Annotated in this window: 22 protein-coding genes; 14 read left to right on the top strand and 8 right to left on the bottom strand. The window is 70.7% G+C overall.

Annotation, left to right across the window (positions count from 1 at the left end; translation table 11 throughout):
- The first annotated feature begins 36 nt into the window (after positions 1 to 36).
- Positions 37 to 1104 (top strand): class I SAM-dependent methyltransferase, encoded by a 1068-nt coding sequence (locus ACWEBX_RS13630; protein WP_451885037.1) that lies wholly within the window; start codon positions 37 to 39, stop codon positions 1102 to 1104.
- 99 nt (positions 1105 to 1203) lie between these two features.
- Here the strand turns inward: ACWEBX_RS13630 and ACWEBX_RS13635 are convergent, their stop codons facing one another.
- Positions 1204 to 2403, bottom strand: a complete 1200-nt coding sequence (locus ACWEBX_RS13635) for a bifunctional adenosylcobinamide kinase/adenosylcobinamide-phosphate guanylyltransferase (protein WP_451885038.1) — start codon at positions 2401 to 2403, stop codon at positions 1204 to 1206.
- Between the two features lie 113 nt (positions 2404 to 2516).
- On the opposite strand from ACWEBX_RS13635, the gene ACWEBX_RS13640 reads away from it, so the two are divergent.
- On the top strand, positions 2517 to 2729 hold the full coding sequence (locus ACWEBX_RS13640; protein WP_361691930.1) for a hypothetical protein: 213 nt from the start codon (positions 2517 to 2519) through the stop codon (positions 2727 to 2729).
- A 204-nt stretch (positions 2730 to 2933) separates the two neighbouring features.
- On the opposite strand, the gene ACWEBX_RS13645 is transcribed toward ACWEBX_RS13640, so the two are convergent.
- Both ACWEBX_RS13645 and ACWEBX_RS13650 read right to left on the bottom strand, forming a co-directional pair.
- Positions 2934 to 3635: a class I SAM-dependent methyltransferase gene (locus ACWEBX_RS13645; protein WP_451885039.1), complete on the bottom strand. Its 702-nt coding sequence runs from the start codon at positions 3633 to 3635 to the stop codon at positions 2934 to 2936.
- Positions 3636 to 3718: 83 nt separating this feature from the next.
- Positions 3719 to 4345, bottom strand: coding sequence for a DUF3043 domain-containing protein (locus ACWEBX_RS13650; RefSeq protein ID WP_451885040.1), 627 nt, complete (start codon positions 4343 to 4345; stop codon positions 3719 to 3721).
- A gap of 245 nt (positions 4346 to 4590) precedes the next feature.
- Between ACWEBX_RS13650 and ACWEBX_RS13655 the strand changes: the two genes are divergently transcribed.
- From ACWEBX_RS13655 to ACWEBX_RS13675, 5 genes are all read left to right on the top strand, one after another.
- Positions 4591 to 5385 carry a PspA/IM30 family protein gene (locus tag ACWEBX_RS13655; protein WP_388779202.1) on the top strand — a complete coding sequence of 265 codons (795 nt, stop codon included), beginning with the start codon at positions 4591 to 4593 and terminating at the stop codon, positions 5383 to 5385.
- 30 nt (positions 5386 to 5415) lie between these two features.
- The gene (gene pspAA, locus ACWEBX_RS13660) at positions 5416 to 5694 is read left to right on the top strand and encodes a PspA-associated protein PspAA (RefSeq protein ID WP_451885041.1); all 279 of its coding nucleotides are present in this window, start codon (positions 5416 to 5418) and stop codon (positions 5692 to 5694) included.
- A gap of 130 nt (positions 5695 to 5824) precedes the next feature.
- A complete protein-coding gene (locus ACWEBX_RS13665) occupies positions 5825 to 7120 on the top strand; it encodes a sensor histidine kinase (protein ID WP_451885042.1) in 1296 nt (431 codons plus the stop codon).
- A complete protein-coding gene (locus ACWEBX_RS13670) occupies positions 7117 to 7794 on the top strand; it encodes a response regulator (protein ID WP_451885043.1) in 678 nt (225 codons plus the stop codon). Before ACWEBX_RS13665 ends, ACWEBX_RS13670 begins: the two co-directional genes overlap by 4 nt.
- A gap of 156 nt (positions 7795 to 7950) precedes the next feature.
- Positions 7951 to 11088: an efflux RND transporter permease subunit gene (locus ACWEBX_RS13675; protein WP_451885044.1), complete on the top strand. Its 3138-nt coding sequence runs from the start codon at positions 7951 to 7953 to the stop codon at positions 11086 to 11088.
- A gap of 93 nt (positions 11089 to 11181) precedes the next feature.
- On the opposite strand, the gene nadA is transcribed toward ACWEBX_RS13675, so the two are convergent.
- Positions 11182 to 12366, bottom strand: a complete 1185-nt coding sequence (gene nadA, locus ACWEBX_RS13680) for a quinolinate synthase NadA (RefSeq protein WP_451885045.1) — start codon at positions 12364 to 12366, stop codon at positions 11182 to 11184.
- A 337-nt stretch (positions 12367 to 12703) separates the two neighbouring features.
- On the opposite strand from nadA, the gene ACWEBX_RS13685 reads away from it, so the two are divergent.
- The gene (locus tag ACWEBX_RS13685; RefSeq protein WP_451885046.1) at positions 12704 to 13060 is read left to right on the top strand and encodes an iron-sulfur cluster assembly accessory protein; all 357 of its coding nucleotides are present in this window, start codon (positions 12704 to 12706) and stop codon (positions 13058 to 13060) included.
- A 120-nt stretch (positions 13061 to 13180) separates the two neighbouring features.
- Here the strand turns inward: ACWEBX_RS13685 and ACWEBX_RS13690 are convergent, their stop codons facing one another.
- The gene (locus ACWEBX_RS13690; protein ID WP_451885047.1) at positions 13181 to 15373 is read right to left on the bottom strand and encodes a hypothetical protein; all 2193 of its coding nucleotides are present in this window, start codon (positions 15371 to 15373) and stop codon (positions 13181 to 13183) included.
- 208 nt (positions 15374 to 15581) lie between these two features.
- A complete protein-coding gene (locus ACWEBX_RS13695) occupies positions 15582 to 15803 on the bottom strand; it encodes a hypothetical protein (protein WP_451885048.1) in 222 nt (73 codons plus the stop codon).
- A gap of 133 nt (positions 15804 to 15936) precedes the next feature.
- Here ACWEBX_RS13695 and ACWEBX_RS13700 point away from each other — a divergent pair, with 133 nt between their 5' ends.
- Positions 15937 to 16911 (top strand): carbohydrate kinase family protein, encoded by a 975-nt coding sequence (locus ACWEBX_RS13700; protein WP_451885049.1) that lies wholly within the window; start codon positions 15937 to 15939, stop codon positions 16909 to 16911.
- A 126-nt stretch (positions 16912 to 17037) separates the two neighbouring features.
- Here ACWEBX_RS13700 and ACWEBX_RS13705 read toward each other — a convergent pair whose 3' ends face one another.
- Positions 17038 to 18420 (bottom strand): aminotransferase class V-fold PLP-dependent enzyme, encoded by a 1383-nt coding sequence (locus ACWEBX_RS13705; RefSeq protein ID WP_451885050.1) that lies wholly within the window; start codon positions 18418 to 18420, stop codon positions 17038 to 17040.
- A gap of 297 nt (positions 18421 to 18717) precedes the next feature.
- Here ACWEBX_RS13705 and ctaC point away from each other — a divergent pair, with 297 nt between their 5' ends.
- From ctaC to ACWEBX_RS13725, 4 genes are all read left to right on the top strand, one after another.
- Entirely contained in the window at positions 18718 to 19683 is a 966-nt protein-coding gene (gene ctaC, locus ACWEBX_RS13710; RefSeq protein ID WP_451885051.1) for an aa3-type cytochrome oxidase subunit II, read from the top strand.
- Positions 19680 to 21413, top strand: coding sequence for an aa3-type cytochrome oxidase subunit I (gene ctaD / locus ACWEBX_RS13715; protein WP_384784736.1), 1734 nt, complete (start codon positions 19680 to 19682; stop codon positions 21411 to 21413). The genes ctaC and ctaD overlap by 4 nt, the downstream gene beginning before the upstream one ends.
- Entirely contained in the window at positions 21410 to 21808 is a 399-nt protein-coding gene (locus tag ACWEBX_RS13720; RefSeq protein WP_355765877.1) for a cytochrome c oxidase subunit 4, read from the top strand. Before ctaD ends, ACWEBX_RS13720 begins: the two co-directional genes overlap by 4 nt.
- A 130-nt stretch (positions 21809 to 21938) precedes the next feature.
- Positions 21939 to 23210 (top strand): Ig-like domain-containing protein, encoded by a 1272-nt coding sequence (locus tag ACWEBX_RS13725; protein ID WP_451885052.1) that lies wholly within the window; start codon positions 21939 to 21941, stop codon positions 23208 to 23210.
- 84 nt (positions 23211 to 23294) lie between these two features.
- Here the strand turns inward: ACWEBX_RS13725 and ACWEBX_RS13730 are convergent, their stop codons facing one another.
- Positions 23295 to 23696: a hypothetical protein gene (locus ACWEBX_RS13730; protein WP_451885053.1), complete on the bottom strand. Its 402-nt coding sequence runs from the start codon at positions 23694 to 23696 to the stop codon at positions 23295 to 23297.
- Positions 23697 to 23897: 201 nt separating this feature from the next.
- Here ACWEBX_RS13730 and ctaE point away from each other — a divergent pair, with 201 nt between their 5' ends.
- The gene (gene ctaE / locus ACWEBX_RS13735; protein ID WP_328453310.1) at positions 23898 to 24518 is read left to right on the top strand and encodes an aa3-type cytochrome oxidase subunit III; all 621 of its coding nucleotides are present in this window, start codon (positions 23898 to 23900) and stop codon (positions 24516 to 24518) included.
- The last annotated feature ends 16 nt before the right edge of the window (positions 24519 to 24534 follow it).

Below are 24534 nucleotides of genomic sequence, written 5' to 3' on the forward strand. Positions count from 1 at the left end.
GGATTGTCGTACGGCTCGTCCCCGACAGGAGCGTCCATGCCCCCCACCCCGCAGCCGGTCTCCGAACGCCGTGCCGCCTACGCGGCCGAACTCGCCCAGGGCACCGCCCGGTTCCATGAACCACGCCGGGCCGACTGCCCGTGGTGCGGCTCGAACCGCCTGCGCACCCGCCTGCGGACGCCGGATCTGCGCCAGCGCAAGCCGGGAACGTTCGTCGTCGACGCGTGCGGGGACTGCGCCCACGCCTTCCAGAACCCCCGGCTCACCGCCGAGGGCCTGGCCTTCTACCGGCGGGAGGTGCGCGAGGACGCCCACGACGGCCTCGCCGAACGGCTGCTCGGTGCCCGCGGCGGAGCCGGACGCCACCTCGCGGCGGCCCGCGCCCTGCTGCCCTTCGGGGAAGCGGAGAGCTGGCTCGACATCGGCACCGGGCACGGACACTTCCCGGCGGCGGCCAAGGAGGTCCACCCGTACACCTCCTTCGACGGCCTCGACCCGACCCGGCGCGTCGAGCGGGCGCGGGCGGCGGGACGGGTGGAGGAGGCGCACGTCGGACGGCTCAGCGACCCGCGGATCGCCGAGCGGCTGCGCGCCCGCTACGACGTCGTGAGCATGCTCCACCACCTGGAGCACACCCCCGAACCGCGCGAGGAACTGCGCGCCGCGCTGGCGGTGTTGAGACCCGGCGGGCACCTCCTGGTCGAAGTGCCCGACCCCGACTGCGCGTTCGGCGCGCTGCTCGGGAAATGGTGGCCGGCGTACGGCCAGCCGCGCCATCTGCACCTCATGCCGCTGCCCAACCTGCTCGGCGAACTGGAGGCCCTCGGCTGCGTGGTCGTCGCCACGGACCGGCGCGAGCCGCACATCCCCCACGATCTCTCGGGCGCCCTCGCCCTGGCGCTCGGGCGCGTCCTCCCCGGACCCGACTCCCCCTGGCGCCCGGCACCGCCGACGCCCCTCCAGCGGACCACGCGCCGGGCCCTGAGCCGGGCGTCCGCCCCGCTCCTCGCCTCGGCCGCCGCGCTGGACCGGCTGCTGGCTCCCCTGCTGCGCCGCACCCGCTTCTCGAACGCGTACCGCGTCGTCGCCCGCAAGGAGGACTGAATCTCCGCCGTCCGCGAGGAGGCCCGAACCCCGGCCACCCGCGAGGAGGACCGAACCGCCGCCGCCGGCGAGGGCGATCCGGACCGCCGCCTTCCTCCGTCAGCCCCGCAGTGTCAGGGCCTGTCCCGCCACCACCAGCAGCACGTGCTCGCACTCCCCGGCGAAGGCCGCGTTCAGACGGCCGAGTTCGTCGCGGTAGCGGCGTCCGGACGCCGTGGCCGGAACGATGCCCGAGCCGACCTCGTTCGAGACGGCGACGAGCGTGCGGCGGGTGTCGCGGACAGCGGCGACGAGTTCCTCCACGCGGGCGCGCAGGGCGCGTTCACCGCCCCCCGACCACTCGGCGTCGTCCCAGGCGTTCACCGCGTCCATGGCGTCCGTCAGCCACAGGGAGAGACAGTCGACGAGCAGGGGCGGGCCGTCCTCCGCGAGGAGGGGGACCAGGTCGCAGGTCTCGACGGTCCCCCAGGAGCCGGGCCGCCGCTCACGGTGGACCCTCACCCGCTGCGTCCACTCGGAGTCCCCGCCGCGCGTCCCTCCCGTGGCGACGTACAGGACATCGGCGAAGGCCTCCATCCGGCGTTCCGCCTCCACGGACTTGCCCGACCGCGCTCCGCCGAGCACCAGCGTCCTGCGCGGCACGTCGGGCACGTCCTCGTAGACACCCACGTCGAGCGTCGTCCCGTCGGGCACGGCCCGCGCGCCCGCCGCGGCGAGCCGCCTGCGCAGCTCGGCCCCCGGGGGCACGTCGTGGTCGAGGTGCACCGCGATCACGTCCGTCGTCGGGTCGACCGCGCCGGCCGCGCGCAGCCTCGCCAGCGCGTCCGGCCGCCCCACGACGTCCAGGAGCACCATGTGGTAGGCCTCGCCGTTCTCGTCCAGACCCGCCGGGGCCGCGCCCGGCGGCAGGTACAGCAGCCGCTGTCCGGCCGGGCCGGTCACCGCGTACCCCGTGCCGGGCGCGTCCATCGGCACCGCCCGCACCCGGTGACCCGTCAGCAGCGCCAACTCCCGTCCGTCGGGCACCCGGCCGGGCTGCGGCAGCCCGGCCGGCACCTCCACGGCGGGTCCGTCGTGCGGATGGGAGAGCAGTACCTGCCGTACGCCGCCCAGCGAGTGCCCGGCGCGGGCCGCCGCGAACGCGGCGCCGGGTGTGAGGTCGAGCAGCAGTGTGCCGTCCACGAGCAGCGCGGTGGCCGCCCGCGCCTCCTCGCCGAGCGCGCTCGCGCAGGCGGCGCAGGGACAGTCGGGGCGGGGCAGGCCCGCGGGGGCACCGGTGCCGAGCAGAGTCAGTTCCACGCCGCCGATTTTTCCGTGTCCCCGGACGTCTTGCGCGTCCGGCTAGGCTTCGGACGGGAGACGGATCTTGTCCGGCTTCCGCTGTGCAGTGTGCTCACATCTTGGAGGCGTACATGGCGGCATGGACGTGGCGGTTCGAGAAGTCCGACGGGACAGAGGTCCAACCCGCGGTGCAGCCCGAGGAGTTCACCACCCAGGGCGACGCCGAGTCCTGGATCGGTGAGGTGTGGAAGGACCTTCTGGCGGGTGGCGCCGACCAGGTGTTCCTCTTCGAGGACAGCACGCAGATCTACGGCCCGATGAGCCTGCACGCCGAAGCGGAGTAGGCCGGTAGGGGTTGCCGGGACCACACTCCGGCAACCCGCCGCCGCCCGCCACGGCACCCGTGCGAGCGACACCGGCGGCGGTCCGCCCGGCGAACCGGTACGGGCTTCGGGACCGTTCGGCGCCCCGGGACCGGCCGACGGCTCCGGACCCGGCAGCGGCCGGGACCCGTCAACGGCTCGGAGCCGGTCGGCGACCGTGGGCCCTCAGCCCCGCACGCCGCACAGATGGAGGAGGGCCGCCACCTGGCGGTAGGGGTCCGTCCGGCCGGCCCGCTCCTCCGCGGCCAGCATGGCCTCCGCGTCCGGCGGCACCGGGGCGCCGTCGGACGCCGTGTCCGTGAAGACGCGCACCCCGTACCAGGCGTGCAGCGGGGCCCCGATCCCGGCGAGCGTGCCGGTCAGCGTGGTGAGACGGTCGGCGCGGACGTCGAGACCGAGCCGGTTCGTGTACGCCGTCGTGTCGAACGAGACCAGGGCCGTCGCCCAGTCCCCGCCGATCCCCGGCCGCATGGCCAGCGCGTCCGCGTTGCGCACCAGCAGCGAGAGCAGCCCGCCCGGGGCCAGCATCCGCGCCAGCCCGGCCAGCAGGGCGTCCGGCTCCTCGACGTACATCAGGACGCCGTGACACAGCACCACGTCGAAGCTGCCCGGCAGGAAGTGCACACCGGTCTCGTGCCCGTCGCCCTCGATGAGGCGCACCCGGCTCCGGATGCCCTCGGGCTCCGCGGCCAGCGACTCACGGGCCACGGACATCATCGTGGCGTCCCGCTCGAGGCCGGTCACCTGGTGGCCGGCCCGCGCGAGCCGCAGGGCCTGCGTGCCCTGGCCCGCCCCGACGTCCAGCACCCGCAGGCGCTGTCCCACCGGATACCGCCCGGTTATCTGCTCATCGAGCTGCCGGGCCACCAGTTCCTGTCGTACGACATCCCGCAGCCCGCCCAGCCTGCTCAGCCAGGCATCCGCCGCGCCCCCGGAGAACGACGTAGTGCTCAGGGCCGCTCTCCGCGCTTGACCTGCGGCTTCGGCAGCCGGAGTCGACGCATCTGGAGCGTGCGCATCAGCGCGTAGCGGACGGCGCCCTTCGTGTTCTCGTCCGGGAAGCGCGCGTTGAGCTGCTTCCTCAGGCGGATCGCGATGACGAACGAGTCGACAACGATCATCACGATGACGACCAGCCAGAGCAGCAGCGCCACGTTCTTGAGAACGGCGACCGGCACCACGCTCAGCATGAGGATGATCACGGCCAGCGGCAGGAAGAGTTCGGCGACGCACAGCCGCGAGTCCACGTAGTCGCGCGCGAACCGGCGCATCTTGCCCTTGTCGCGCACGGGCAGATAACGCTCGTCCCCGTTGGCGAGAGCCTGGCGCTGCCGCTCCATCGCCGTACGGCGGTCGTCGCGCTGGCGCTTTGCGGCCTCCTTGCGCGTCGTCGGCGTCTGGGCGACGCTGCGGCGCTGGGTCTGGGCCTCACTGCGCTTCGGCGTGGGGCGGCCCTTGGGGGCCTGAGGGTCACGGGTCATTGTGGAGTCGGTCACCGGCGCCTTGTCGGCGGGGGCCTTCTCTTCCTTCGCACGGCTACGGAACACAAAACCCAAGGGTACGGGGTCGGCGGGCATGGACGTCGATCGAGTGGGGAACGATCCGGCAACACCGTGCGTCTGTGCTGGACAGAGGGGACGTCGCCCCGGGGTGCCCCCCGGGTGCCACCTACTCCTTACGCCGGAGCGGTGGCGGGCGCAGTCGTCCTTGGGGATGAGCGCATCCGTCCCCGAACAGTGCGGTAATGGATGCAGGGCCCGTACTGTGGGTCCTGTTGCAGTACCTGGAGCCGGAGTCCGTCAGAAGGGGGCGCGCGAAGCCCATGAGCGGTGTCATGAAGCGTATGGGGATGATCTTCCGCGCGAAGGCGAACAAGGCCCTTGACCGGGCCGAGGACCCGCGCGAGACCCTCGATTACTCCTATCAGAAGCAGCTTGAGCTGCTCCAGAAGGTCCGGCGCGGCGTCGCCGACGTGGCGACGAGCCGCAAGCGTCTGGAACTTCAGCTCAACCAGCTCCAGAACCAGTCCTCCAAGCTGGAGGACCAGGGGCGCAAGGCCCTCGCGCTCGGCCGCGAGGACCTCGCCCGCGAGGCGCTGTCGCGCCGCGCCGCGCTCCAGCAGCAGGTCACCGACCTGGAGACGCAGCACCAGACCCTGCAGGGCGAGGAGGAGAAGCTCACCCTCGCCGCCCAGCGTCTGCAGGCCAAGGTCGACGCCTTCCGTACGAAGAAGGAGACGATCAAGGCGACGTACACGGCGGCCCAGGCACAGACCCGGATCGGCGAGGCCTTCTCCGGCATCTCCGAGGAGATGGGCGACGTGGGGCTCGCCATCCAGCGCGCCGAGGACAAGACCGCGCAGCTCCAGGCGCGGGCCGGCGCGATCGACGAGCTGCTCGCCTCCGGGGCCCTGGACGATCAGTCCGGGCTGGCGAAGGACGACATCCAGAGCGAGCTGGACCGGATCTCCGGCGGCTCCGACGTGGAGCTGGAGCTGCAGCGCATGAAGGCCGAGCTGGCCGGCGGTTCCTCGTCGCAGCAGCAGGCGATCGAGGGCGGCAACGGCCAGTCCCAGTCGTCTCAGCAGCAGGACACTCCGCGCTTCGACAAGCAGTGACCTGGCGGGCCCATGCCTGAGGAGGGCGACATGATCGTACGGATCATGGGGGAGGGGCAGGTGAGGCTGGACGACAGCCACCTCACCAGCCTGAACAAGCTGGACAACGAGCTGCTCACCGAGATGGAGAGGGGCGACGAGTCCGGCTTCCGCCGCACTCTGGCGGCCCTCCTGGACGCGGTGCGCGATGCCGGGAGCCCGCTCCCCGACGACTCGCTGGAGCCGTCGGAGCTCATCCTCCCGTCTCCGGACGCCACGCTCGAAGAGGTCCGCGAGATGCTCAGCGACGACGGTCTGATCCCCGGCTGACCTCCCCGCGTTCCGGGCGCCGCCCGGGACGCCGGGGCCGGCCCGCGCCCCGGCCGGGAATCGGGCCGGGCCCGCAGCGGTGCCGTACCGGCGGGTTCCCGGCCCGGCAGAGCCCCGTACCGTGGACCGGATGAGCACCCTGGAGCGTACGAGGGACTGGCTGCGGGACCACCGCCTCGCCCTGGACGCCGCCGTTGCGGCCGGCGTCCTCGTCGCCATGGTGGCCGGGTCCTTCGTCGACCCGCACGGCTCCGACGGTACGACCTGGAGCGCCCGCACCCCGGACGGCCTCAGCCTCGCCCTGATGGTCCTCGCGGCCGCGGCCCTGGTCTTCCGCCGCCGCGCGCCGATGAAGGTCCTCGCGGCGACCGTCGGCATCTCCCTGGTGGAACTGGTGACCGCCGACCCCCGCGCCCCGGTGGCCATGTCCGCCGTCGTCGCCCTCTACACCGTGGCCTCGTCCACCGACCGCCCCACCACCTGGCGCGTCGGCCTGGTCACCATGACGGTCCTGACGGCGGTCGCCATGCTCGCCGGGCCGCTGCCCTGGTACGCCCAGGACAACCTCGGCGTCTTCGCCTGGACCGGCATGGCCGCCGCGGCCGGTGACGCCGTCCGCAGCCGGCGTGCCTTCGTCCACGCGATCAAGGAACGCGCCCTGCGGGCCGAGCGCACCCGGGAGGGGGAGGCGCGCCGCCGGGTCGCCGAGGAGCGGCTGCGGATCGCCCGCGATCTGCACGACGTCGTCGCCCACCACATCGCCCTCGTCAACGTGCAGGCCGGAGTCGCCGCCCACGTCATGGACAAGCGCCCCGACCAGGCCAAGGAGGCGCTCGCCCACGTACGGGAGGCGAGCCGGTCCGCGCTGAACGAACTGCGCGCGACCGTCGGCCTGCTGCGTCAGTCCGGCGACCCCGAGGCTCCGACCGAGCCCGCCCCCGGGCTGGCCCGGCTCGACGAGCTCGCGGACACCTTCCGCAACGCGGGGCTCCCCGTCGAGGTGGCCCGTTCCGACTCCGGAACGGCGTTGCCCGCGGCCGCCGACCTCGCCGCGTACCGGGTGATCCAGGAGGCCCTGACCAATGTGCGCAAGCACGCGGGCCCGGGGGCGAAGGCCGAGGTCAGCGTGGTCCGCGTCGGGCCGGTGCTGGAGGTGACCGTCCTCGACAACGGCCCGGGACACGGCACCGGCCGCGGCGGGGAGACCGTCCCGGGACAGCAGACCGGCCCGGGAGCGGAGGACGACGGCCCCGGAGCGGACACCGGGCCGCCGGAGGGCGGCGGCCACGGGCTGCTCGGCATGCGCGAGCGCGTCACCGCGATCGGCGGGAGCTGCACGGCCGGTCCCCGCTACGGAGGCGGTTTCCGCGTCCATGCGATCCTTCCGGTCAAGAACCACGCGACTGCCCTGGGGGACCCCGTATGACGATCCGAGTCGTGCTCGCCGACGACCAGGCGCTGCTGCGCAGCGCCTTTCGCGTGCTGGTCGACTCGGAGCCCGACATGGAGGTCGTGGGGGAGGCCTCCGACGGCGCCCAGGCCGTGGCGGTGACCCGCGAGGAGCGGGCCGACGTGGTGCTGATGGACATCAGGATGCCGGGCACCGACGGACTCGCCGCCACCCGTCAGATCACCGCCGACCCGGGCCTCGCGCACGTACGCGTCGTGATGCTGACCACGTTCGAGGTCGACGAGTACGTCGTGCAGTCGCTGCGCGCCGGCGCGTCCGGGTTCCTCGGCAAGGGCGCCGAGCCCGAGGAACTGCTGAACGCCATCCGGATCGCCGCGGGCGGAGAGGCGCTGCTGTCCCCGGCCGCGACCAAGGGCCTCATCGCCCGGTTCCTCGCGCGGGGCGACGACGACGAGCCGGGTGCCGTCCGCTCCGAGCGGCTCGACGCGCTCACCGGGCGCGAGCGCGAGGTGCTCGTCCAGGTCGCCGCGGGCCACTCCAACGACGAGATCGCCGAGCGTCTCGAAGTGAGTCCGCTCACGGTGAAGACGCACGTCAACCGGGCCATGGCCAAGCTCGGCGCCCGTGACCGGGCTCAGCTCGTGGTCATCGCGTACGAGTCGGGGCTGGTACGCCCGAGGGTGGACTGAGCGTTACCTGCGCGTACTGCGGCTGGAGTAGGTTCCGGGTAAGGAAATGGACCCAGGGGCTACGGATCACCGCCCGTCCATGACCCAAGGTGTGACGTGGGGAGTTCCCCCGTCCCCCGCGTTCCGCTCGAACCACGGAAAAGAGACCCACCACCCATGTCCTGGCTGTCCAGATTCAGCCTCGCGCAGCGGGCCCTCATAGGGCTGATGTCGATCATCGCGCTCGTCTTCGGGGCGATAGCGATCCCCCAGCTCAAGCAGCAGTTGCTGCCCACCATCGAACTGCCCATGGTGTCCGTGCTCGCGCCGTACCAGGGTGCGTCTCCGGATGTGGTCGAGAAGCAGGTCGTCGAGCCCATCGAGGACAACCTCGAAGCCGTCGACGGCATCACCGGTGTCACCTCCACCGCCAGCGAGGGCAACGCCGTGATCATGGCGTCCTTCGACTACGGCAACGACACCAAGCAGCTCGTCGCCGACGTCCAGCAGGCCGTCAACCGGGCTCGCGCCCAGCTCCCGGACGACGTCGACCCGCAGGTCATCGCCGGTTCGACGGACGACATGCCGACCGTCGTCCTCGCCGTCACCTCCGGCAAGGACCAGCAGGCCCTGGCCGACCAGCTCGACCGCACGGTCGTCCCCGCCCTCGACGGCATCGACGGCGTCGGCCGGGTCGCGGTCACCGGTGTGCGTGACCTCCAGGTCACCGTCACGCCCGACGAGAAGAAGCTGGCGAAGGCCGGCCTCACCACGGCCGCCCTCGGCCAGGCCCTCCAGACCGGCGGAGCGACCGTCCCGGCCGGCTCCTTCGACGAGGACGGCAGCAACCACACCGTGCGGGTCGGCGGCGGCTTCACCTCGCTGGGGCAGATCCAGGACCTGATGGTCGTGGGACAGCCCGGCAGGAAGCCGGTGCGCCTCGGCAGCGTCGCCACCGTGAAGCAGGAGCCGGCCAAGGCCGACTCCATCACGCGCACCGACGGCAGCCCGAGCCTCGCCGTGATGGTCACCATGGACCACGACGGCAGCGCCGTCGCCATCTCCGACGCGGTCAAGGACAAGCTCCCCGGCCTGCGCGCCGACCTCGGTGCCGGCTCGACGATCACCGTCGTCAGCGACCAGGGCCCGGCGGTCTCCAAGTCCATCCACGGGCTGACCACCGAGGGCGCCCTCGGTCTGCTGTTCGCGGTCCTGGTCATCCTGCTCTTCCTGGCGTCGGTCCGCTCCACGCTGGTCACCGCGGTGTCCATCCCGCTGTCCGTGGTGCTGGCCCTGGTCGTGCTGTGGACCCGCGACCTGTCGCTGAACATGCTGACGCTGGGCGCGCTCACCATCGCGATCGGCCGGGTCGTCGACGACTCGATCGTCGTCCTGGAGAACATCAAGCGGCACCTCGGCTACGGCGAGGAGCGCCAGGAGGCGATCCTCACCGCCGTCCGCGAGGTGGCCGGAGCGGTCACCTCCTCGACGCTCACCACGGTCGCCGTCTTCCTGCCGATCGGATTGACCGGCGGCATGGTCGGTGAGCTGTTCGGCTCCTTCAGCCTCACGGTCACGGCGGCGCTCCTCGCGTCCCTGCTCGTCTCGCTGACGGTCGTCCCGGTGCTCTCGTACTGGTTCCTGCGCGCGCCCAAGGGCACCCCTGCGGACGCCGAGGAGGCCCGCCGCAAGGCCGAGGAGAAGGAGGAGCGCAGCCGTCTCCAGCGCTTCTACGTCCCGGTGCTGCGCTTCGCCACCCGCCGCAGGCTGACCAGCGTGCTGATCGCGGCCGCGATCCTCGTCGGCACGTTCGGCATGGCACCCCTGCTGAAGACGAACTTCTTCGACCAGGGCGAGCAGGAAGTCCTCACCGTCAAGCAGCAGTTGAAGCCGGGCACCAGCCTCGCCGAGACCGACGCGCAGGCGAAGAAGGTCGAGAAGCTCCTCGACGGCGTCAAGGGCGTCAAGGACTACCAGGTCACCATCGGCTCCTCCGGCTTCATGGCGGCCTTCGGCGGCGGTACGGACACCAACCAGGCGTCGTACCAGATCATGCTGGCGGACTCCGCGTCCTCGAAGGACGTCCAGGACCGCGTGGAGAAGGAGCTCGGCAAGCTCTCCGGCGCCGGCACCATCACGGTCGCGGCCGGCGACGGGTTCGGCAGCCAGGACCTCAAGGTCGTCGTGAAGGCCGCGGACGGGGACGTGCTGCGCAAGGCGGCCGGCCAGGTCCGCGACGAGGTCGCGAAGCTCGACGACGTCACCGACGTCACGAGCGACCTCTCCCAGAGCGTGCCGCGCATCTCGGTCAAGGCCAACTCCAAGGCGGCGGCGGCCGGTTTCGACGACGCCACGCTCGGCGCGGCGGTCGGCCAGGCGGTCCGCGGAACCACCAGCGGCAAGGCGATCCTGGACGACACCGAGCGGGACGTCGTCATCAAGTCCGCGAAGCCCGTCACCACGATCGCGGAGCTGCGCGGGCTGCGGCTCGGCGCGGTGAAGCTCGGTGACATCGCGGACGTGAAGCTGGTCGACGGGCCGGTCTCGATGACCCGGATCGACGGCCAGCGGGCCGCCACGATCACCGCCAGGCCGACCGGCGACAACACCGGCGCGGTCAGCAACGACCTCACGGCGAAGCTCGCGAAGCTGAAGCTGCCCGCCGGTGCCACGGCGTCGATCGGCGGTGTCTCCTCGGACCAGAGCGACGCGTTCAAGAACCTGGGCCTGGCGATGCTGGCGGCGATCGCGATCGTCTTCATGCTGCTCGTGGCGACGTTCCGCTCGCTGGTCCAGCCGCTGATCCTGCTCGTGTCGATCCCGTTCGCGGCGACCGGCGCGATCGGCCTGCTCGTCGCCACGGGCACCCCGATGGGTGTCCCCGCGATGATCGGCATGCTGATGCTCATCGGCATCGTGGTGACGAACGCGATCGTGCTGATCGACCTCGTCAACCAGTACCGGGCGCAGGGCTACGGCGTGGTCGAGGCCGTGATCGAGGGTGGCCGGCACCGGCTCCGCCCGATCCTGATGACGGCGCTGGCGACGATCTTCGCCCTCCTGCCGATGGCGCTGGGCGTGACCGGTGAGGGCGGCTTCATCGCGCAGCCGCTCGCGGTGGTCGTGATCGGCGGACTCATCAGCTCGACGCTGCTGACGCTGCTGCTCGTCCCGACGCTCTACGCGATGATCGAACTGCGCAAGGAGCGCCGGACGAAGAAGCGGGCGGCGAAGCGCGAGGCGAAGTCCGGCGTCGGCACCGACAAGAGTGCCGTCGGCGACGAGGACAAGTCCCCGGAGCCGGCCGAAGTCTGATCGGGTTCCGGCAAAGAAGGAAAAGAAAGAGAAGAGGCGCCCCTCGGTCAGGAGGGGCGCCTCTTCCATGTCACGTACGTGCGGGGGCGGCGGCTACGGCAGCGCCAGCATCCGCTCCAGCGCCAGCTTCGCGAACGCCTCGGTCTCCTTGTCGACCTCGATGCGGTTGACGAGGTTGCCCTCGGCGAGGGACTCCAGGGTCCACACCAGGTGGGGCAGGTCGATGCGGTTCATCGTCGAGCAGAAGCAGACCGTCTTGTCGAGGAAGACGATCTCCTTGCCCTCGGGCGCGAACCGGTTCGCGAGACGCCGTACGAGGTTCAGCTCCGTGCCGATCGCCCACTTGGAGCCGGCCGGGGCGGCCTCCAGGGCCTTGATGATGTACTCGGTGGAGCCGACGTAGTCCGCCGCCGCGACGACCTCGTTCTTGCACTCGGGGTGCACGAGGACGTTGACGCCCGGGATGCGCTTGCGCACGTCGTTCACCGAGTCCACGCTGAAGCGGCCGTGCACCGAGCAGTGGCCGCGCCACAGGATCATCTTCGCGCCGCGCAGCTCCTCCGTGGTCAGCCCGCCGTTCGGCTTGTGCGGGTTGTAGAGCACGCAGTCGTCCAGGGACATGCCCATGTCGCGGACGGCGGTGTTGCGGCCGAGGTGCTGGTCGGGCAGGAACAGCACCTGCGACCCCTGCTCGAAGGCCCACTCCAGGGCGCGCTGGGCGTTCGACGACGTACAGATCGTGCCGCCGTGCTTGCCGGTGAACGCCTTGATGTCCGCGGACGAGTTCATGTACGAGACGGGCACGACCCGCTCGGCGATACCGGCCTCGGTCAGGACGTCCCAGCACTCGGCGACCTGCTCGGCGGTGGCCATGTCGGCCATCGAGCAGCCCGCGGCGAGGTCCGGCAGGACGACCTTCTGGGCGTCGTCCGTCAGGATGTCGGCGGACTCCGCCATGAAGTGCACACCGCAGAAGACGATGTACTCGGCCTCCGGGCGGGCCGCCGCGTCGCGGGCCAGCTTGAAGGAGTCACCCGTGACGTCAGCGAACTGGATGACCTCGTCGCGCTGGTAGTGGTGGCCGAGCACGAAGACCTTGTCGCCGAGCTTCTCCTTGGCCGCCCGCGCGCGTTCGACCAGGTCCGGGTCGGACGGCGAGGGCAGGTCGCCGGGGCACTCGACGCCCCGCTCGCTCTTCGGGTCGGCCTGGCGGCCGAGCAGCAGCAGGGCGAGGGGCGTCGGCTGTACGTCGAGCTCCTGGGTCTGGGCGGTGGTCACGACACGCACCCTTTCTGTTCTGCGGGTCGCCGGGCTCCTCGCGGAACAGGCCGGCGGTACGATGCCTTTTCGTCTATTTGACGCTATCTATCATAACCGCTTCACGTCACGTTGACGATGGCCATAGCGTCCATGTGACGTGAATCCCGGTCGCCTCTCCGGCGGGTGACACCCGGGTGTCCGTGGGGTTGTCCACAGGCCGGTGTTCGTGCGCGGGCGCATGTGCGAGCATGAGAAGAGAAGGCAGAAGAACAAGAGCTCGGCCCGGAATGAATCCGCGGCCCCGCGGGTTGCAACCTGCGGCAAGCAGTCTCCGTACAACCCGGGAGAGAAGCAGATGTCCGTATCGGACGAGACCACCACCGTGAACGACGGCATCATCCTGTCCGACGCCGCTGCGGCCAAGATCAAGGCCCTGCTCGACCAGGAAGGCCGCGAGGACCTGGCGCTGCGCGTCGCCGTTCAGCCCGGCGGCTGCTCCGGCCTGCGGTACCAGCTCTTCTTCGACGAGCGCTCGCTCGACGGCGACGTCGTGAAGGACTTCGACGGTGTGAAGGTCGTCACCGACCGCATGAGCGCCCCGTACCTGGGCGGCGCCTCGATCGACTTCGTCGACACCATCGAGAAGCAGGGCTTCACGATCGACAACCCGAACGCGACGGGCTCCTGCGCCTGCGGCGACTCCTTCAGCTAGTCCGCCCCCGGGGCCTGGTCCACGGCCCGTGGCGAAGGCGCGTACACGCGGAGTACGGACGAAGGCGGCGTCCCCCTGTGAGGGGGACGCCGCCTTCGCGTGTCCGGGACCGGCCGGCCGCTACCGGGGCCCCGCCGACGTGGCTCCCGACGCCTCGGGGATATTGACGCGTCCGTGGTGGACCGCCTTGCCGTCGCTGCCCACGACCTCGCGGCCGCCCAGCGGCTCGTCCAGGCGCACGGTCTTCTCGTAGAACTTGGCGATCATGATGCAGACCTTGTTCTTCCAGGGCTTCTCCGTCACGGTGACGGTGACCTTGCCGGAGCTCTCGCTCGCCGACACCGTGTAGTCGGCGCACACCCCGCCGGTGAAGTCGACCGTCAGGTCCCTGCCGTCGGCGGTGTAGCCCTGGACGCCGACGTCACGCGTGGCCGCCGGTGAGGAGGGCTCGCCGGACGGTGCCGGCACGGTCGGGTCGGCACTTGGCGCCGCCGGCGATTCCGGCGAGGCCAGGAACGCCGGGTCGACCGCCGGATGCGTCACCGTGTATGTGTCCTGCGCGCCCGGCGCCCGCACCTCGAACAGCCAGGACGGCACCAGCGCCTGCCGCCCGTTCGCGCGCTGCGCCGCCAGTCCGAAGGTGGCCTTCTCGACGGTCACCGCCGTGTCCCTCGGCTCCGGGGAGGGGTGCTCGCACGGCATCTCGTCCCGGTCCTTCAGCGGTACGGGGCTCGCGCAGCCGCCGATGCCCATGCGCCGGTCGCCGCCCGTCGCCGGCGCCGACCCGTTCATCTCGTCCAGCGTCTTCCGCGCGCCGACGACCGGGTACGCGTCTCCCTCCACCGGTGTCTTCAACTGGCCGCTGCCGCCCACGACATGACCGTCCGTGCCGATCCGCAGCCCGGTCGTCCAGCCGTACGTGGGCAGTCCGCCCACGACCGGGTCGGCGTTCACGACCCGTACCCGGTCCATGAGCTGGCTCGCGTCGAGCTTCGCGTCGTCCTGGCCCACCGCCTTCAGCACGGGCGCCGCCGCCTTCTCGGCCGCCGCCTCGCTCACCGGGCCCGGCGCGGAGCCGGAGCGCGAGGAGTCGGAGTCCGAGGAGCCGGAGCCCGCGGGGCCGCACATCGTGACCTTGACGCAGTTGTCGCCTCCCGGCAGGGCGGAGCTGTAGGTCCAGGTTCCCGGGGCGTCGGCGGTCACCCGCAGATTCGGCTCGGTCCCGTCCTTGGCGGTGCCGGCCGTCCAGGCGTCCCCGGCGAGCCGGGGCGTTCCCGCCAGGCCCAGAGCCTTCGCGAGCCGCGCCACCTCGGCGCGGCTCACCCGGCCCTCGGCCCACTGCACGTGCGCCGAGCCGGGGCCGGTGGGGAGTGTGCCGCTCGCGCGGTACGTCGTGCCGTAGGGGTTGGGCTCGCCGGGCGCGATGCCCGCCGTACCGCCCGTGGACCCGTCGCCCGTGGTGCTCGCGGCGTAGCCGTCGAGGGCGAGCGGCGGGGGAGTGCCATCGGCGCCGGGGGTGCCGGAACGGCCGCCGCCGGACGCCGTCGTGGCGAAGTAGGCGCCGCCGCCCCCGATGAGCAACACGGCGGCGACGACCGAGGCGACGAGCACCGGGGTCTGCCGCCGGCGGCCCCCACCGGCCCCGTCACCCTCGACGGTGCCCGAGCCGTTCCTGAGGACGGCGACTTCGGGGTGCTCGTCCCGGGACGTCTCCCCGGCCCCACCGCCGCCGGAGCCCTCCGGGACACCCGCGTCGGAACCCTCGAGGGAAGCGGCGGAACCGGGGGAGCCCTGGCCGGAACCCGCGTCGGCCTGCTCGCCGGAGCCCTGGCCGGAACTCGTGTCGGCCTGCTCGCCGGAGCCCTGGCCGAAACCCGAGTCGGCTTCCTCTCCGGAGCCCGCGACGGAGCCGCGCGTGCCGGGAGCGGCCGCGTCCTCGGCATCCGCAGCGTGGTTTTTCGCCGTGCTGTCGGCGGCCTCCTCGGCGGAACCTTCCGCCTGCTCCCCGGCGGAAACCCCGGCCCGGTCCCCGGCGGGGTCCTCCACCACCCCGTCGTCAGCGTCCCCGGCAGGACCGTCTGCCCGGTCCCCGGCGGAAACCTCGGCGTGGTCCTCGGTCCGGTCCCCGGCGGAAACCTCGGCGTGGTCCTCGGTCCGGTCCCCGGCGGAGTCTTCCGCCGTGCTGTCGGCGGGATCCGCGGCGGTGTTCGCCGGGGCGGCCTCGGCGGTGTTCTCGGTCGCCTCCTCGGCGGGACCCTCGGCGTGACTCCCGGCGGGATCGGTCGCGTCGTTGTCGGGTCGCTCGGTGCTCACCGCATCGCTCCTTCGGCTCCACTGCAGTCCCATGACCCGGCCCTGTCGATGACGGGCACTCCAGGGTCGTATGGCACATCCCTTTTACGGGGGACGGCGATGGGACGCAGCGGGGGAGCGCACGGTTCCCTGCGAGCGCACCCCTTCTTCACCCGGTCGGCGCCGCCGGGCTCTCACCCGTACGGCGGCGCCGAACGGACGCCGCCGGTCAGTCGCCGTAGTCGGACATCGCGTCCAGCAGCCGCGCGGAGGCGGGCGGAACGGTCACGCCGTGGATGAGGGAGGGAGAGACATGGAGCGGGGGAACAGGTGCGGGGGCCGACCAGTGACCGGCCATCCGGGCGCAGTCGCCGCGCAGCGACGCCAGATCGCCTTCCACGTCGCCGACCGGGCCGAGCGAAGCAGTGCCGTGGACCTTGAGGTTCGTCATACCGGAACCGTATGCACCGTTGCCGTCACGAAGAAAGATCTACTATCGGGTAGTTTTGGCCCTTCAGGGGTCGCGTGCGGACCCGGTAGCGTTAACTGTCAATCCCCTCCCCTCGCAGGAGCGTGTCCTAGCCGTGCGTATCGCAGTCACCGGCTCCATCGCCACCGACCACCTCATGACCTTTCCCGGCCGTTTCGCCGACCAGCTCGTCGCGGACCAGCTGCACACGGTCTCCCTCTCCTTCCTGGTCGACAACCTCGATGTCCGCCGCGGCGGGGTCGGCGCGAACATCGCGTTCGGCATGGGGCAGCTCGGTACCCGCCCGATCCTGGTGGGAGCCGCGGGTTCCGACTTCGACGAGTACCGCGCCTGGCTGGACCGGCACGGCGTCGACACCGCCTCCGTGCGCATCTCGGAGGTGCTGCACACCGCGCGCTTCGTGTGCACCACGGACGCCGACCACAACCAGATCGGCTCGTTCTACACGGGCGCGATGAGCGAGGCCCGCCTCATCGAGCTCAAGGCCGTCGCGGACCGGGTCGGCGGTCTCGACCTCGTCCTGATCGGAGCGGACGACCCCGAGGGGATGCTCCGCCACACCGAGGAGTGCCGCTCGCGCGCGATCCCGTTCGCCGCCGACTTCTCGCAGCAGATCGCGCGCATGAACGGCGACGAGATCCGGGTCCTGCTGGACGGCGCGACGTTCCTCTTCTCGAACGAGTACGAGAAGGGGCTCATCGAGTCCAAGACGGGCTGGAACGACGCGGAGATCCTCTCCAAGGTCGGCCACCGGGTGACCACCCTCGGCTCGCGCGGTGTCCGCATCGAGCGCGTCGGCCACGACCCGATCGAGGTCGGCTGCCCCGAGGAGGAGCTCAAGGCGGACCCGACGGGCGTCGGCGACGCGTTCCGCGCCGGCTTCCTCTCCGGTCTCGCCTGGGGCGTCGACCTGGAGCGCGCCGCGCAGGTCGGCTGCATGCTCGCCACCCTCGTCATCGAGACGGTCGGCACGCAGGAGTACCAGCTCAGCCGCGCCCACTTCATGGACCGCTTCACCAAGGCGTACGGCGACGACGCCGCCACCGAGGTCCGGGCGCACCTGTCCTAGACCCGCGCAGCAGACCCGGGTCCGGGCCCGCCTCCGTACGACGGGGCGGGCCCGGAGCTCTGTCCGGGGGAGGCGGGCCCGCCCGGTGCCCCCGGAGGCCGGGGTCCCGGTTCGCGGTGCCACGACCTACGACAGCCGGCGGACCACGTAGGCCGAGCCGCGATCCGCCGGTTCCTCTCCGACGTACTCCTGGCCCCGCATCTCGCACCACGCGGGGATGTCGAGGCGGGCCGCCTCGTCGTCGGACAGGACGCGGACCGTGCCGCCGACCGGTACGTCCCCGATGACCTTGGCCAGCTCGATGACGGGGATCGGGCAGCGCCTGCCCAGCGCGTCGACCACCAGCGCGTCGGCGGACGCGGGCACCTTCGTCACCCCCGTCGGCGCCCCCAGCTTCTCGCGGACGCCCGAGACCGCGCCCGGGAGCACCGACAGGAAGCGGTCGACGTCCTCCTCCGCGGTACCGGGCGGCAGCGACACCCGGACATTGCCCTCGCTCAGGACACCCATGGCCTTCAGGACATGGCTGGGGATCAGGGTGCTGCTCGTGCAGGACGAGCCCGAGGAGACCGAGAAGCCCGCGCGGTCCAGTTCGTGCAGCAGAGTCTCTCCGTCGACATAGAGACAGGAGAAGGTGACGATCCCCGGGAGCCGGCGGACCGCTTCGCCGACCACCTCGACGTCCGGCACCAAGGCGGGCACCCGCGCCCGGATCCGCTCCGTCAGTTCACGCAGCCGTGCCGCCTCCACCGCCGCCTCCGCCCGGACGGCACGCAGCGAGGCCGCCGCGGCGACGATCGCGGGGATGTTCTCGAACCCGGCCGCCCGCCCCGACTCCCGCTCGTCCACGGGCCCTTGGGGCGCGAACCGTACGCCCTTGCGCACGACGAGCAGGCCGACACCCGAGGGGCCTCCCCATTTGTGGGCGCTCGCCGCCAACAGGGACCAGTCGCCCTCCACCCGTCCCCAGCCCAGCGACTGGGCCGCGTCCACCAGCAGCGGCACTCCTGCCTCCCGGCACATCTGTGCCACCTCGGCCACCGGCTGCTCCGTGCCCACCTCGTGGTTGGCGGACTGGAGGCAGGCCAGCGCGGTGCCGGGGGTCAGGGCCTCGGCGTAGGAAGAAGGGGACACCCTTCCGGTGCGCGCGACCTGAACGCGGGTCACCGCACCGCCCGACGCCTCGTGCGCGTCCGCCGAATGCAGTACCGACGAATGTTCGACGGCTGACACGATCAGGTGGTGTCCGACGCGTCGCCGGCCCGCCAGCGCACCCTCGATCCCGGAGTGCACCGCGCGGGTGCCGGAGGGGGTGAAGACCAGCTCGTCGGGGCGGCAGCCCACCGCCTCGGCCGCCGCCTCGCGCGCCGCGTCGAGCAGCAGCCGGGCCCTCCTTCCCTCACGGTAGAGACGGGCGGGATCGGCCCACCCCTCGTCGAACGAGGCCTGCAGGGCCTGCCGGGCGACGGGATGCAGCGGGGCCGCGGACGCGGCGTCGAAGTAGGACACACCCCCACGCTAGCTCCGCGAGGGCCCGCGACCGCCCGCCGCCGGCCCTTCCAAGGGGGCGTCAGAAGCCATCCGGACTGGGGCATTCCAGGTGCTCTGACAGGGGCTTCCAGGTCAAACAGCACTCCTTCGGGGAGTCGGGCGGCGCGTTGGGCACCCTCCCCGCGCGACCCCAAATAGCGTCCAGTAGGGTTTGGTCCGCATAAACATCCAAACCCCTGCCCGACGCAGGGCGGCGACCGACCAGCGAGAAGGCCGCAGCCAACAGCGCGGGCGAGACTCTCGGGAAGGCGCTACGTGAGTCCCAACGGCTCCGACCGCTCGCCGCGGCGCCCGATGCGGCGGAAGCTGCTGCAGGCAATGACTGCGGGCCTGGTCCTGGCGACAGCCACTGGTTGCTCGTACAACTGGGAAGACTTCCCCCGCCTTGGTATGCCCACCCCGGTCACGGAGGAGGCTCCGCGGATCCTCTCCCTCTGGCAGGGCTCGTGGGCGGCCGCGCTCGCCACGGGCGTGCTGGTCTGGGGCCTGATCCTGTGGAGCGTCGTCTTCCACCGGCGCAGCCGGACCAAGGTCGAAGTTCCTCCGCAGACCCGGTACAACATGCCCATCGAGGCGCTGTACACGGTGGTCCCGCTCATCATCGTCTCGGTGCTGTTCTACTTCACGGCACGCGACGAGACGAAGCTTCTCAGCCTCAAGCCGAAGCCCGACGTCACGGTCAACGTGGTCGGCTTCCAGTGGAGCTGGGGCTTCAACTACGTCGAGGACGTCCCCGGTTCTTCCGGGAACGCCAAGACCGACCCGAACCTGGCCGCCATTCCGGACCGGTTCAAGACGGACTTCCCGGCGAACGCCGGTGGTGTCTACGACGTCGGCACTCCCGCAACGCGGAACCCGCAGACGGGCAACCCGGGTCCGACCCTCTGGCTCCCCAAGGGCAAGACGGTCCGTTTCATCCTCACTTCGCGGGACGTCATCCACTCCTTCTGGGTGGTGCCGTTCCTCATGAAGCAGGACGTCATCCCGGGCCACACCAACTCCTTCCAGGTGACCCCCAACCGTGAGGGCACCTTCCTGGGCAAGTGCGCCGAGCTGTGCGGCGTCGACCACTCCCGGATGCTCTTCAACGTGAAGGTCGTCTCCCCCGAGCGCTACGAGGCCCACCTCAAGGAGCTCGTGGCGAAGGGACAGACCGGTTACGTCCCGGCCGGCATTGAGCAGACGGGCCACGAGAAGAACCGGGAGACGAACAACCTGTGAGCATCCTCAACGAACCCCAGGGTGCCGCCGCCGAAGACTCGTACGAGAACGAGCTGCCGGTGCGGCGCAAGCAGCCCGGCAGCGTCGTGATCAAGTGGCTCACCACCACCGACCACAAGACGATCGGCACGCTCTATCTGGTGACGTCGTTCGCGTTCTTCCTGGTCGGCGGCGTCATGGCGCTGCTCATGCGTGCCGAGCTGGCGCGTCCCGGACTGCAGATCATGTCGAACGAGCAGTTCAACCAGGCGTTCACGATGCACGGCACGATCATGCTGCTGATGTTCGCGACGCCGCTGTTCGCCGGTTTCACGAACTGGATCATGCCGCTGCAGATCGGCGCGCCCGACGTGGCGTTCCCGCGGCTGAACATGTTCGCCTACTGGCTGTACCTCTTCGGTTCGACGATCGCGGTCGGTGGCTTCCTCACCCCGCAGGGCGCGGCCGACTTCGGCTGGTTCGCCTACAGTCCGCTGTCGGACGCGGTCCGCTCGCCGGGCATCGGCGCCGACATGTGGATCATGGGTCTGGCCTTCTCCGGCTTCGGCACCATCCTCGGCGCGGTCAACTTCATCACCACGATCATCTGCATGCGCGCTCCCGGCATGACGATGTTCCGTATGCCGATCTTCGTGTGGAACGTCCTGCTCACCGCGGTTCTGGTGCTGCTGGCCTTCCCCGTCCTCGCCGCGGCGCTGTTCGCCCTGGAGGCGGACCGAAAATTCGGAGCGCACGTCTTCGACGCGACAAACGGCGGAGCCTTGCTCTGGCAACACCTCTTCTGGTTCTTCGGCCATCCAGAGGTGTACATCATCGCGTTGCCGTTCTTCGGCATCATCTCCGAAGTCATCCCGGTGTTCTCGCGCAAGCCGATGTTCGGTTACATGGGCCTGATCGGCGCGACCATCGCGATCGCGGGTCTCTCCGTGACCGTGTGGGCGCACCACATGTACGTCACCGGGGGCGTCCTCCTCCCGTTCTTCTCCTTCATGACGTTCCTCATCGCCGTACCGACCGGCGTGAAGTTCTTCAACTGGATCGGAACGATGTGGAAGGGCTCGCTGTCCTTCGAGACACCGATGCTCTGGGCCGTCGGCTTCCTCATCACCTTCACCTTCGGTGGTCTGACCGGCGTCATCCTGGCCTCGCCGCCGATGGACTTCCATGTGTCCGACTCCTACTTCGTGGTGGCGCACTTCCACTACGTCGTGTTCGGCACCGTGGTGTTCGCGATGTTCTCCGGCTTCCACTTCTGGTGGCCGAAGATGACGGGCAAGATGCTCGACGAGCGTCTCGGCAAGGTCACCTTCTGGACGCTGTTCGTGGGCTTCCACGGCACGTTCCTGGTGCAGCACTGGCTGGGTGCCGAGGGCATGCCGCGTCGTTACGCGGACTACCTCGCGGCCGACGGCTTCACCGCGCTGAACACGGTCTCGACGATCAGCTCGTTCCTGCTCGGCCTGTCGATCCTGCCGTTCCTCTACAACGTGTGGAAGACCGCCAAGTACGGCAAGAAGGTCGAGGTCGACGACCCGTGGGGTTACGGCCGTTCGCTCGAGTGGGCGACCTCCTGCCCGCCGCCGCGGCACAACTTCCTCACCCTGCCGCGGATCCGCAGTGAATCCCCGGCGTTCGACCTGCACCACCCGGAGATCGCCGCTCTCGACCAGCTCGAGAACGCCGGTCACGGTTCGTCGGCCCTTCCTGGCGGAAAGGAGGCCGGCAAGTGAAGGTCCAAGGCAAGATGTTCATCTGGCTGGCGCTGTTCATCCTCATCATGGGGATCGTCTACGGCGTCTGGTCCAAGGAGCCGGCCGGCACCACGGCCCTCTTCATGGGCTTCGGCCTGAGCATGATGATCGGCTACTACCTGGCCTTCACGGCCCGGCGGGTCGACGCCATGGCGCAGGACGACAAGGAGGCCGACGTCGCGGACGAGGCCGGCGAGGTGGGCTTCTTCAGCCCGCACAGCTGGCAGCCGCTCGCGCTCGGCACCGGTGGCGCGCTCGCCTTCCTGGGCGTCGTCTTCGGCTGGTGGCTGCTGTACTTCTCGGCACCGCTGATCATGCTCGGCCTGTGGGGCTGGGTCTTCGAGTACTACCACGGTGAGAACCGCACCCAGTAGCACGCGCTGAACGCCCGGGAGCCCGGACACTCCGTCAGGAGAGTCCGGGCTCCCTCGTTTGCCGCGACTTGTGTCCCTCGCTCGGCTCACCCGGCGCGCCGTGCTTGACGGGCGTCCATAGCGTGGACTCATGAACCACTCACCGCGCATCCGCACGGTCGTCAGCTGCACCGCGCTGGTGGTCGCCCTCGGCGCCGGCGCAGCCGCCTGCGGCTCCGACGACCACCCGCTCTCGGCGAAGCCGTACGACGCGGCGGGACAGATCTCGTTCAAGGGCCTCTCCGAGGACAGCAAGAAGCAGACCAAGGTCGACCCCGACAAGCCCCTGGAAATCACCTCCGAGAGTGACGAGGGGCGCATCACCGACGTGACCGCCACGGACGGGTCGGGGCGCTACGTCGCCGGCGAGCTGGCCGCCGACGGCAGCCGATGGCACAGCACCTCACCCCTCGCCGCGGGCGCTCACTACACGGTGCGCGTCAGCACCGAGGACGAGGACGGCGCCCCCGGCCGCAAGGTCATCGGCTTCGACACCAGTACGCCGAAGACGAAGGCGCTGCTGAACGTCGAGTTCGGGCCCAAGACGGGCAGATACGGCGTCGGCCAGCCGATAACCGCCGAACTCAGCGCCCCCGTCAAGGACAAGGCGGCCCGCACGATCGTCGAACGCGCCCTCCGGGTCGACTCCACCCCCGCGGTGGACGGCGCCTGGCACTGGGTGGACGACAAGACGCTGCACTACCGCCCCAAGGAGTACTGGCCCGCCCACGCCGGCATCACGGCCCACAGCAACCTCGCCGGCGTCAGGATCGGCGAACGCCTGTGGGGCGGCGACGCCAAGACGGTGAAGATCACCACGGGCGACAGCATGGTCGCCCTGACCGACGCCGCCACCCACTCCATGACCGTCTACCGCAACGGCCAGGACATCAAGGAGATCCCCGTCACCACGGGCAAGCCCGGCTTCGACACCCGCAACGGCGTCAAGGTCGTGCTCGGCAAGGAGTCCCTCGTACGGATGCGCGGTACCAGCATCGGCATAGCCGAGGGCAGTTCGGACTCCTACGACCTGGAGGTGCGCTACGCGACCCGGGTCACCTGGAGCGGTGAGTACGTCCACGCCGCGCCCTGGTCGACCGGCTCCCAGGGGTACGCGAACGTCAGCCACGGCTGCACCGGCATGAGCACCGCGAACGCCGAGTGGTTCTTCAACACGTTCAACGAGGGCGACATCGTCAAGGTCGTCAACTCCGACGGCAAGACGATGGACGCCTTCGGCAACGGCTTCGGCGACTGGAACCTCGACTGGAAGAACTGGCGCGAGGGCAGCGCGCTGGTGGCCGGTTCCCCCGACGCCCCCAGCCTCGCCCAGCGCGCCAGACTGCGCCCCGAGAGCGTGTGAGTGCGCGCCCCGGGCCTGTCCGCCGATCTTCCGCCGTACGGACGACGGGAGGGTGCGGACAGGCCCTGGCGGGGCGCGTGTAGCTCAGGCGCTCAGAAGATTCCTGCGACGCAGCAGGGAGGCCAGTGAGGCGGCGAACTCCACCGGGTCGACCGGCAGGGTCACCGCGGCGTCGGCACGGCTCCAGGTGGCCAGCCAGGCGTCCTGCGGGCGTCCGATGAGCACCAGCGCGGGCGGGCAGTTGAAGATCTCGTCCTTGATCTGCCGGCACACCCCCATGCCGCCCATCGGCACCGCCTCGCCGTCCAGGACACAGACGTCGATGCCGCCCTTGTCGAGCTCCCTGATGACGGCGGCCGGTGTCGCGCACTCGACGAACTCGACGAGGGGAGCGTCCGGGGCGGGCCTGCGCCCGGTGGCGAGCCGCACCTGCGCGCGGGTGTTGGAGTTGTCGCTGTAGACCAGCACCGTGGCGGTCGGCTGCATTCTTCCTCCGAGACGTCAGCGTCGTACGGACATCGTGCGGTCGGGCTGATCGTCCCCGCCCGATGCGCGGATGCTACTCCCTTGAACACCTCGTCAGCACCGGTTCGGACACGGCTTCGATGGTCCATCCGGGCTGGACACACCCGGTCAACACCCCGAACGGCACCCCCCGGCGTGAGGGCGGGATAAGCGACCGACATAATGTCGGTCGTGGCGACAGCAACGACAGTAGAAACCGGGCACGCGCACCCGTCGGTCAATCGGCCGAACCTCACCAGCGTCGGAACCATCATCTGGCTGAGTTCCGAGCTGATGTTCTTCGCGGCCCTCTTCGCGATGTACTTCACCCTGCGATCGGTGACCGGGCCGGATCACTGGAAGGAAATGGCGTCCAGCCTGAACCTTCCGTTCTCGGCGACGAACACCACGATCCTGGTGCTCTCCTCCCTGACCTGCCAGCTCGGCGTCTTCGCCGCCGAGCGCGGGGACGTGAAGAAGCTCCGGATGTGGTTCATCGTCACCTTCATCATGGGTGCGATCTTCATCGGCGGTCAGGTCTTCGAGTACACCGAACTGGTCAAGAAGGACGGGCTCTCGCTCTCCTCCGACCCCTACGGCTCGGTGTTCTACCTGACCACCGGCTTCCACGGACTGCATGTGACGGGCGGACTCATCGCCTTCCTGCTGGTCCTCGGTCGCACCTACGCGGCTCGGAGATTCACTCACGAGCAGGCGACCGCCGCCATCGTCGTGTCCTACTACTGGCACTTCGTCGATGTCGTCTGGATCGGCCTTTTCGCCACGATCTACCTGATCAAGTAATCGGGCCCACCGCCCG

The organism is Streptomyces sp. NPDC005070, assembly GCF_053600395.1.

Coding starts and splice junctions, on each gene's coding strand:
- ACWEBX_RS13630 (WP_451885037.1), top strand. CDS start 37: ATGCCCCCCACCCCGCAGCCGGTCTCCGAACGCCGTGCCGCCTACGCG.
- ACWEBX_RS13640 (WP_361691930.1), top strand. CDS start 2,517: ATGGCGGCATGGACGTGGCGGTTCGAGAAGTCCGACGGGACAGAGGTC.
- ACWEBX_RS13650 (WP_451885040.1), bottom strand. CDS start 4,345: ATGCCCGCCGACCCCGTACCCTTGGGTTTTGTGTTCCGTAGCCGTGCG.
- ACWEBX_RS13655 (WP_388779202.1), top strand. CDS start 4,591: ATGAGCGGTGTCATGAAGCGTATGGGGATGATCTTCCGCGCGAAGGCG.
- pspAA (WP_451885041.1), top strand. CDS start 5,416: ATGATCGTACGGATCATGGGGGAGGGGCAGGTGAGGCTGGACGACAGC.
- ACWEBX_RS13665 (WP_451885042.1), top strand. CDS start 5,825: ATGAGCACCCTGGAGCGTACGAGGGACTGGCTGCGGGACCACCGCCTC.
- ACWEBX_RS13670 (WP_451885043.1), top strand. CDS start 7,117: ATGACGATCCGAGTCGTGCTCGCCGACGACCAGGCGCTGCTGCGCAGC.
- ACWEBX_RS13675 (WP_451885044.1), top strand. CDS start 7,951: ATGTCCTGGCTGTCCAGATTCAGCCTCGCGCAGCGGGCCCTCATAGGG.
- ACWEBX_RS13685 (WP_451885046.1), top strand. CDS start 12,704: ATGTCCGTATCGGACGAGACCACCACCGTGAACGACGGCATCATCCTG.
- ACWEBX_RS13695 (WP_451885048.1), bottom strand. CDS start 15,803: ATGACGAACCTCAAGGTCCACGGCACTGCTTCGCTCGGCCCGGTCGGC.
- ACWEBX_RS13725 (WP_451885052.1), top strand. CDS start 21,939: ATGAACCACTCACCGCGCATCCGCACGGTCGTCAGCTGCACCGCGCTG.
- ACWEBX_RS13730 (WP_451885053.1), bottom strand. CDS start 23,696: ATGCAGCCGACCGCCACGGTGCTGGTCTACAGCGACAACTCCAACACC.
- ctaE (WP_328453310.1), top strand. CDS start 23,898: ATGTCGGTCGTGGCGACAGCAACGACAGTAGAAACCGGGCACGCGCAC.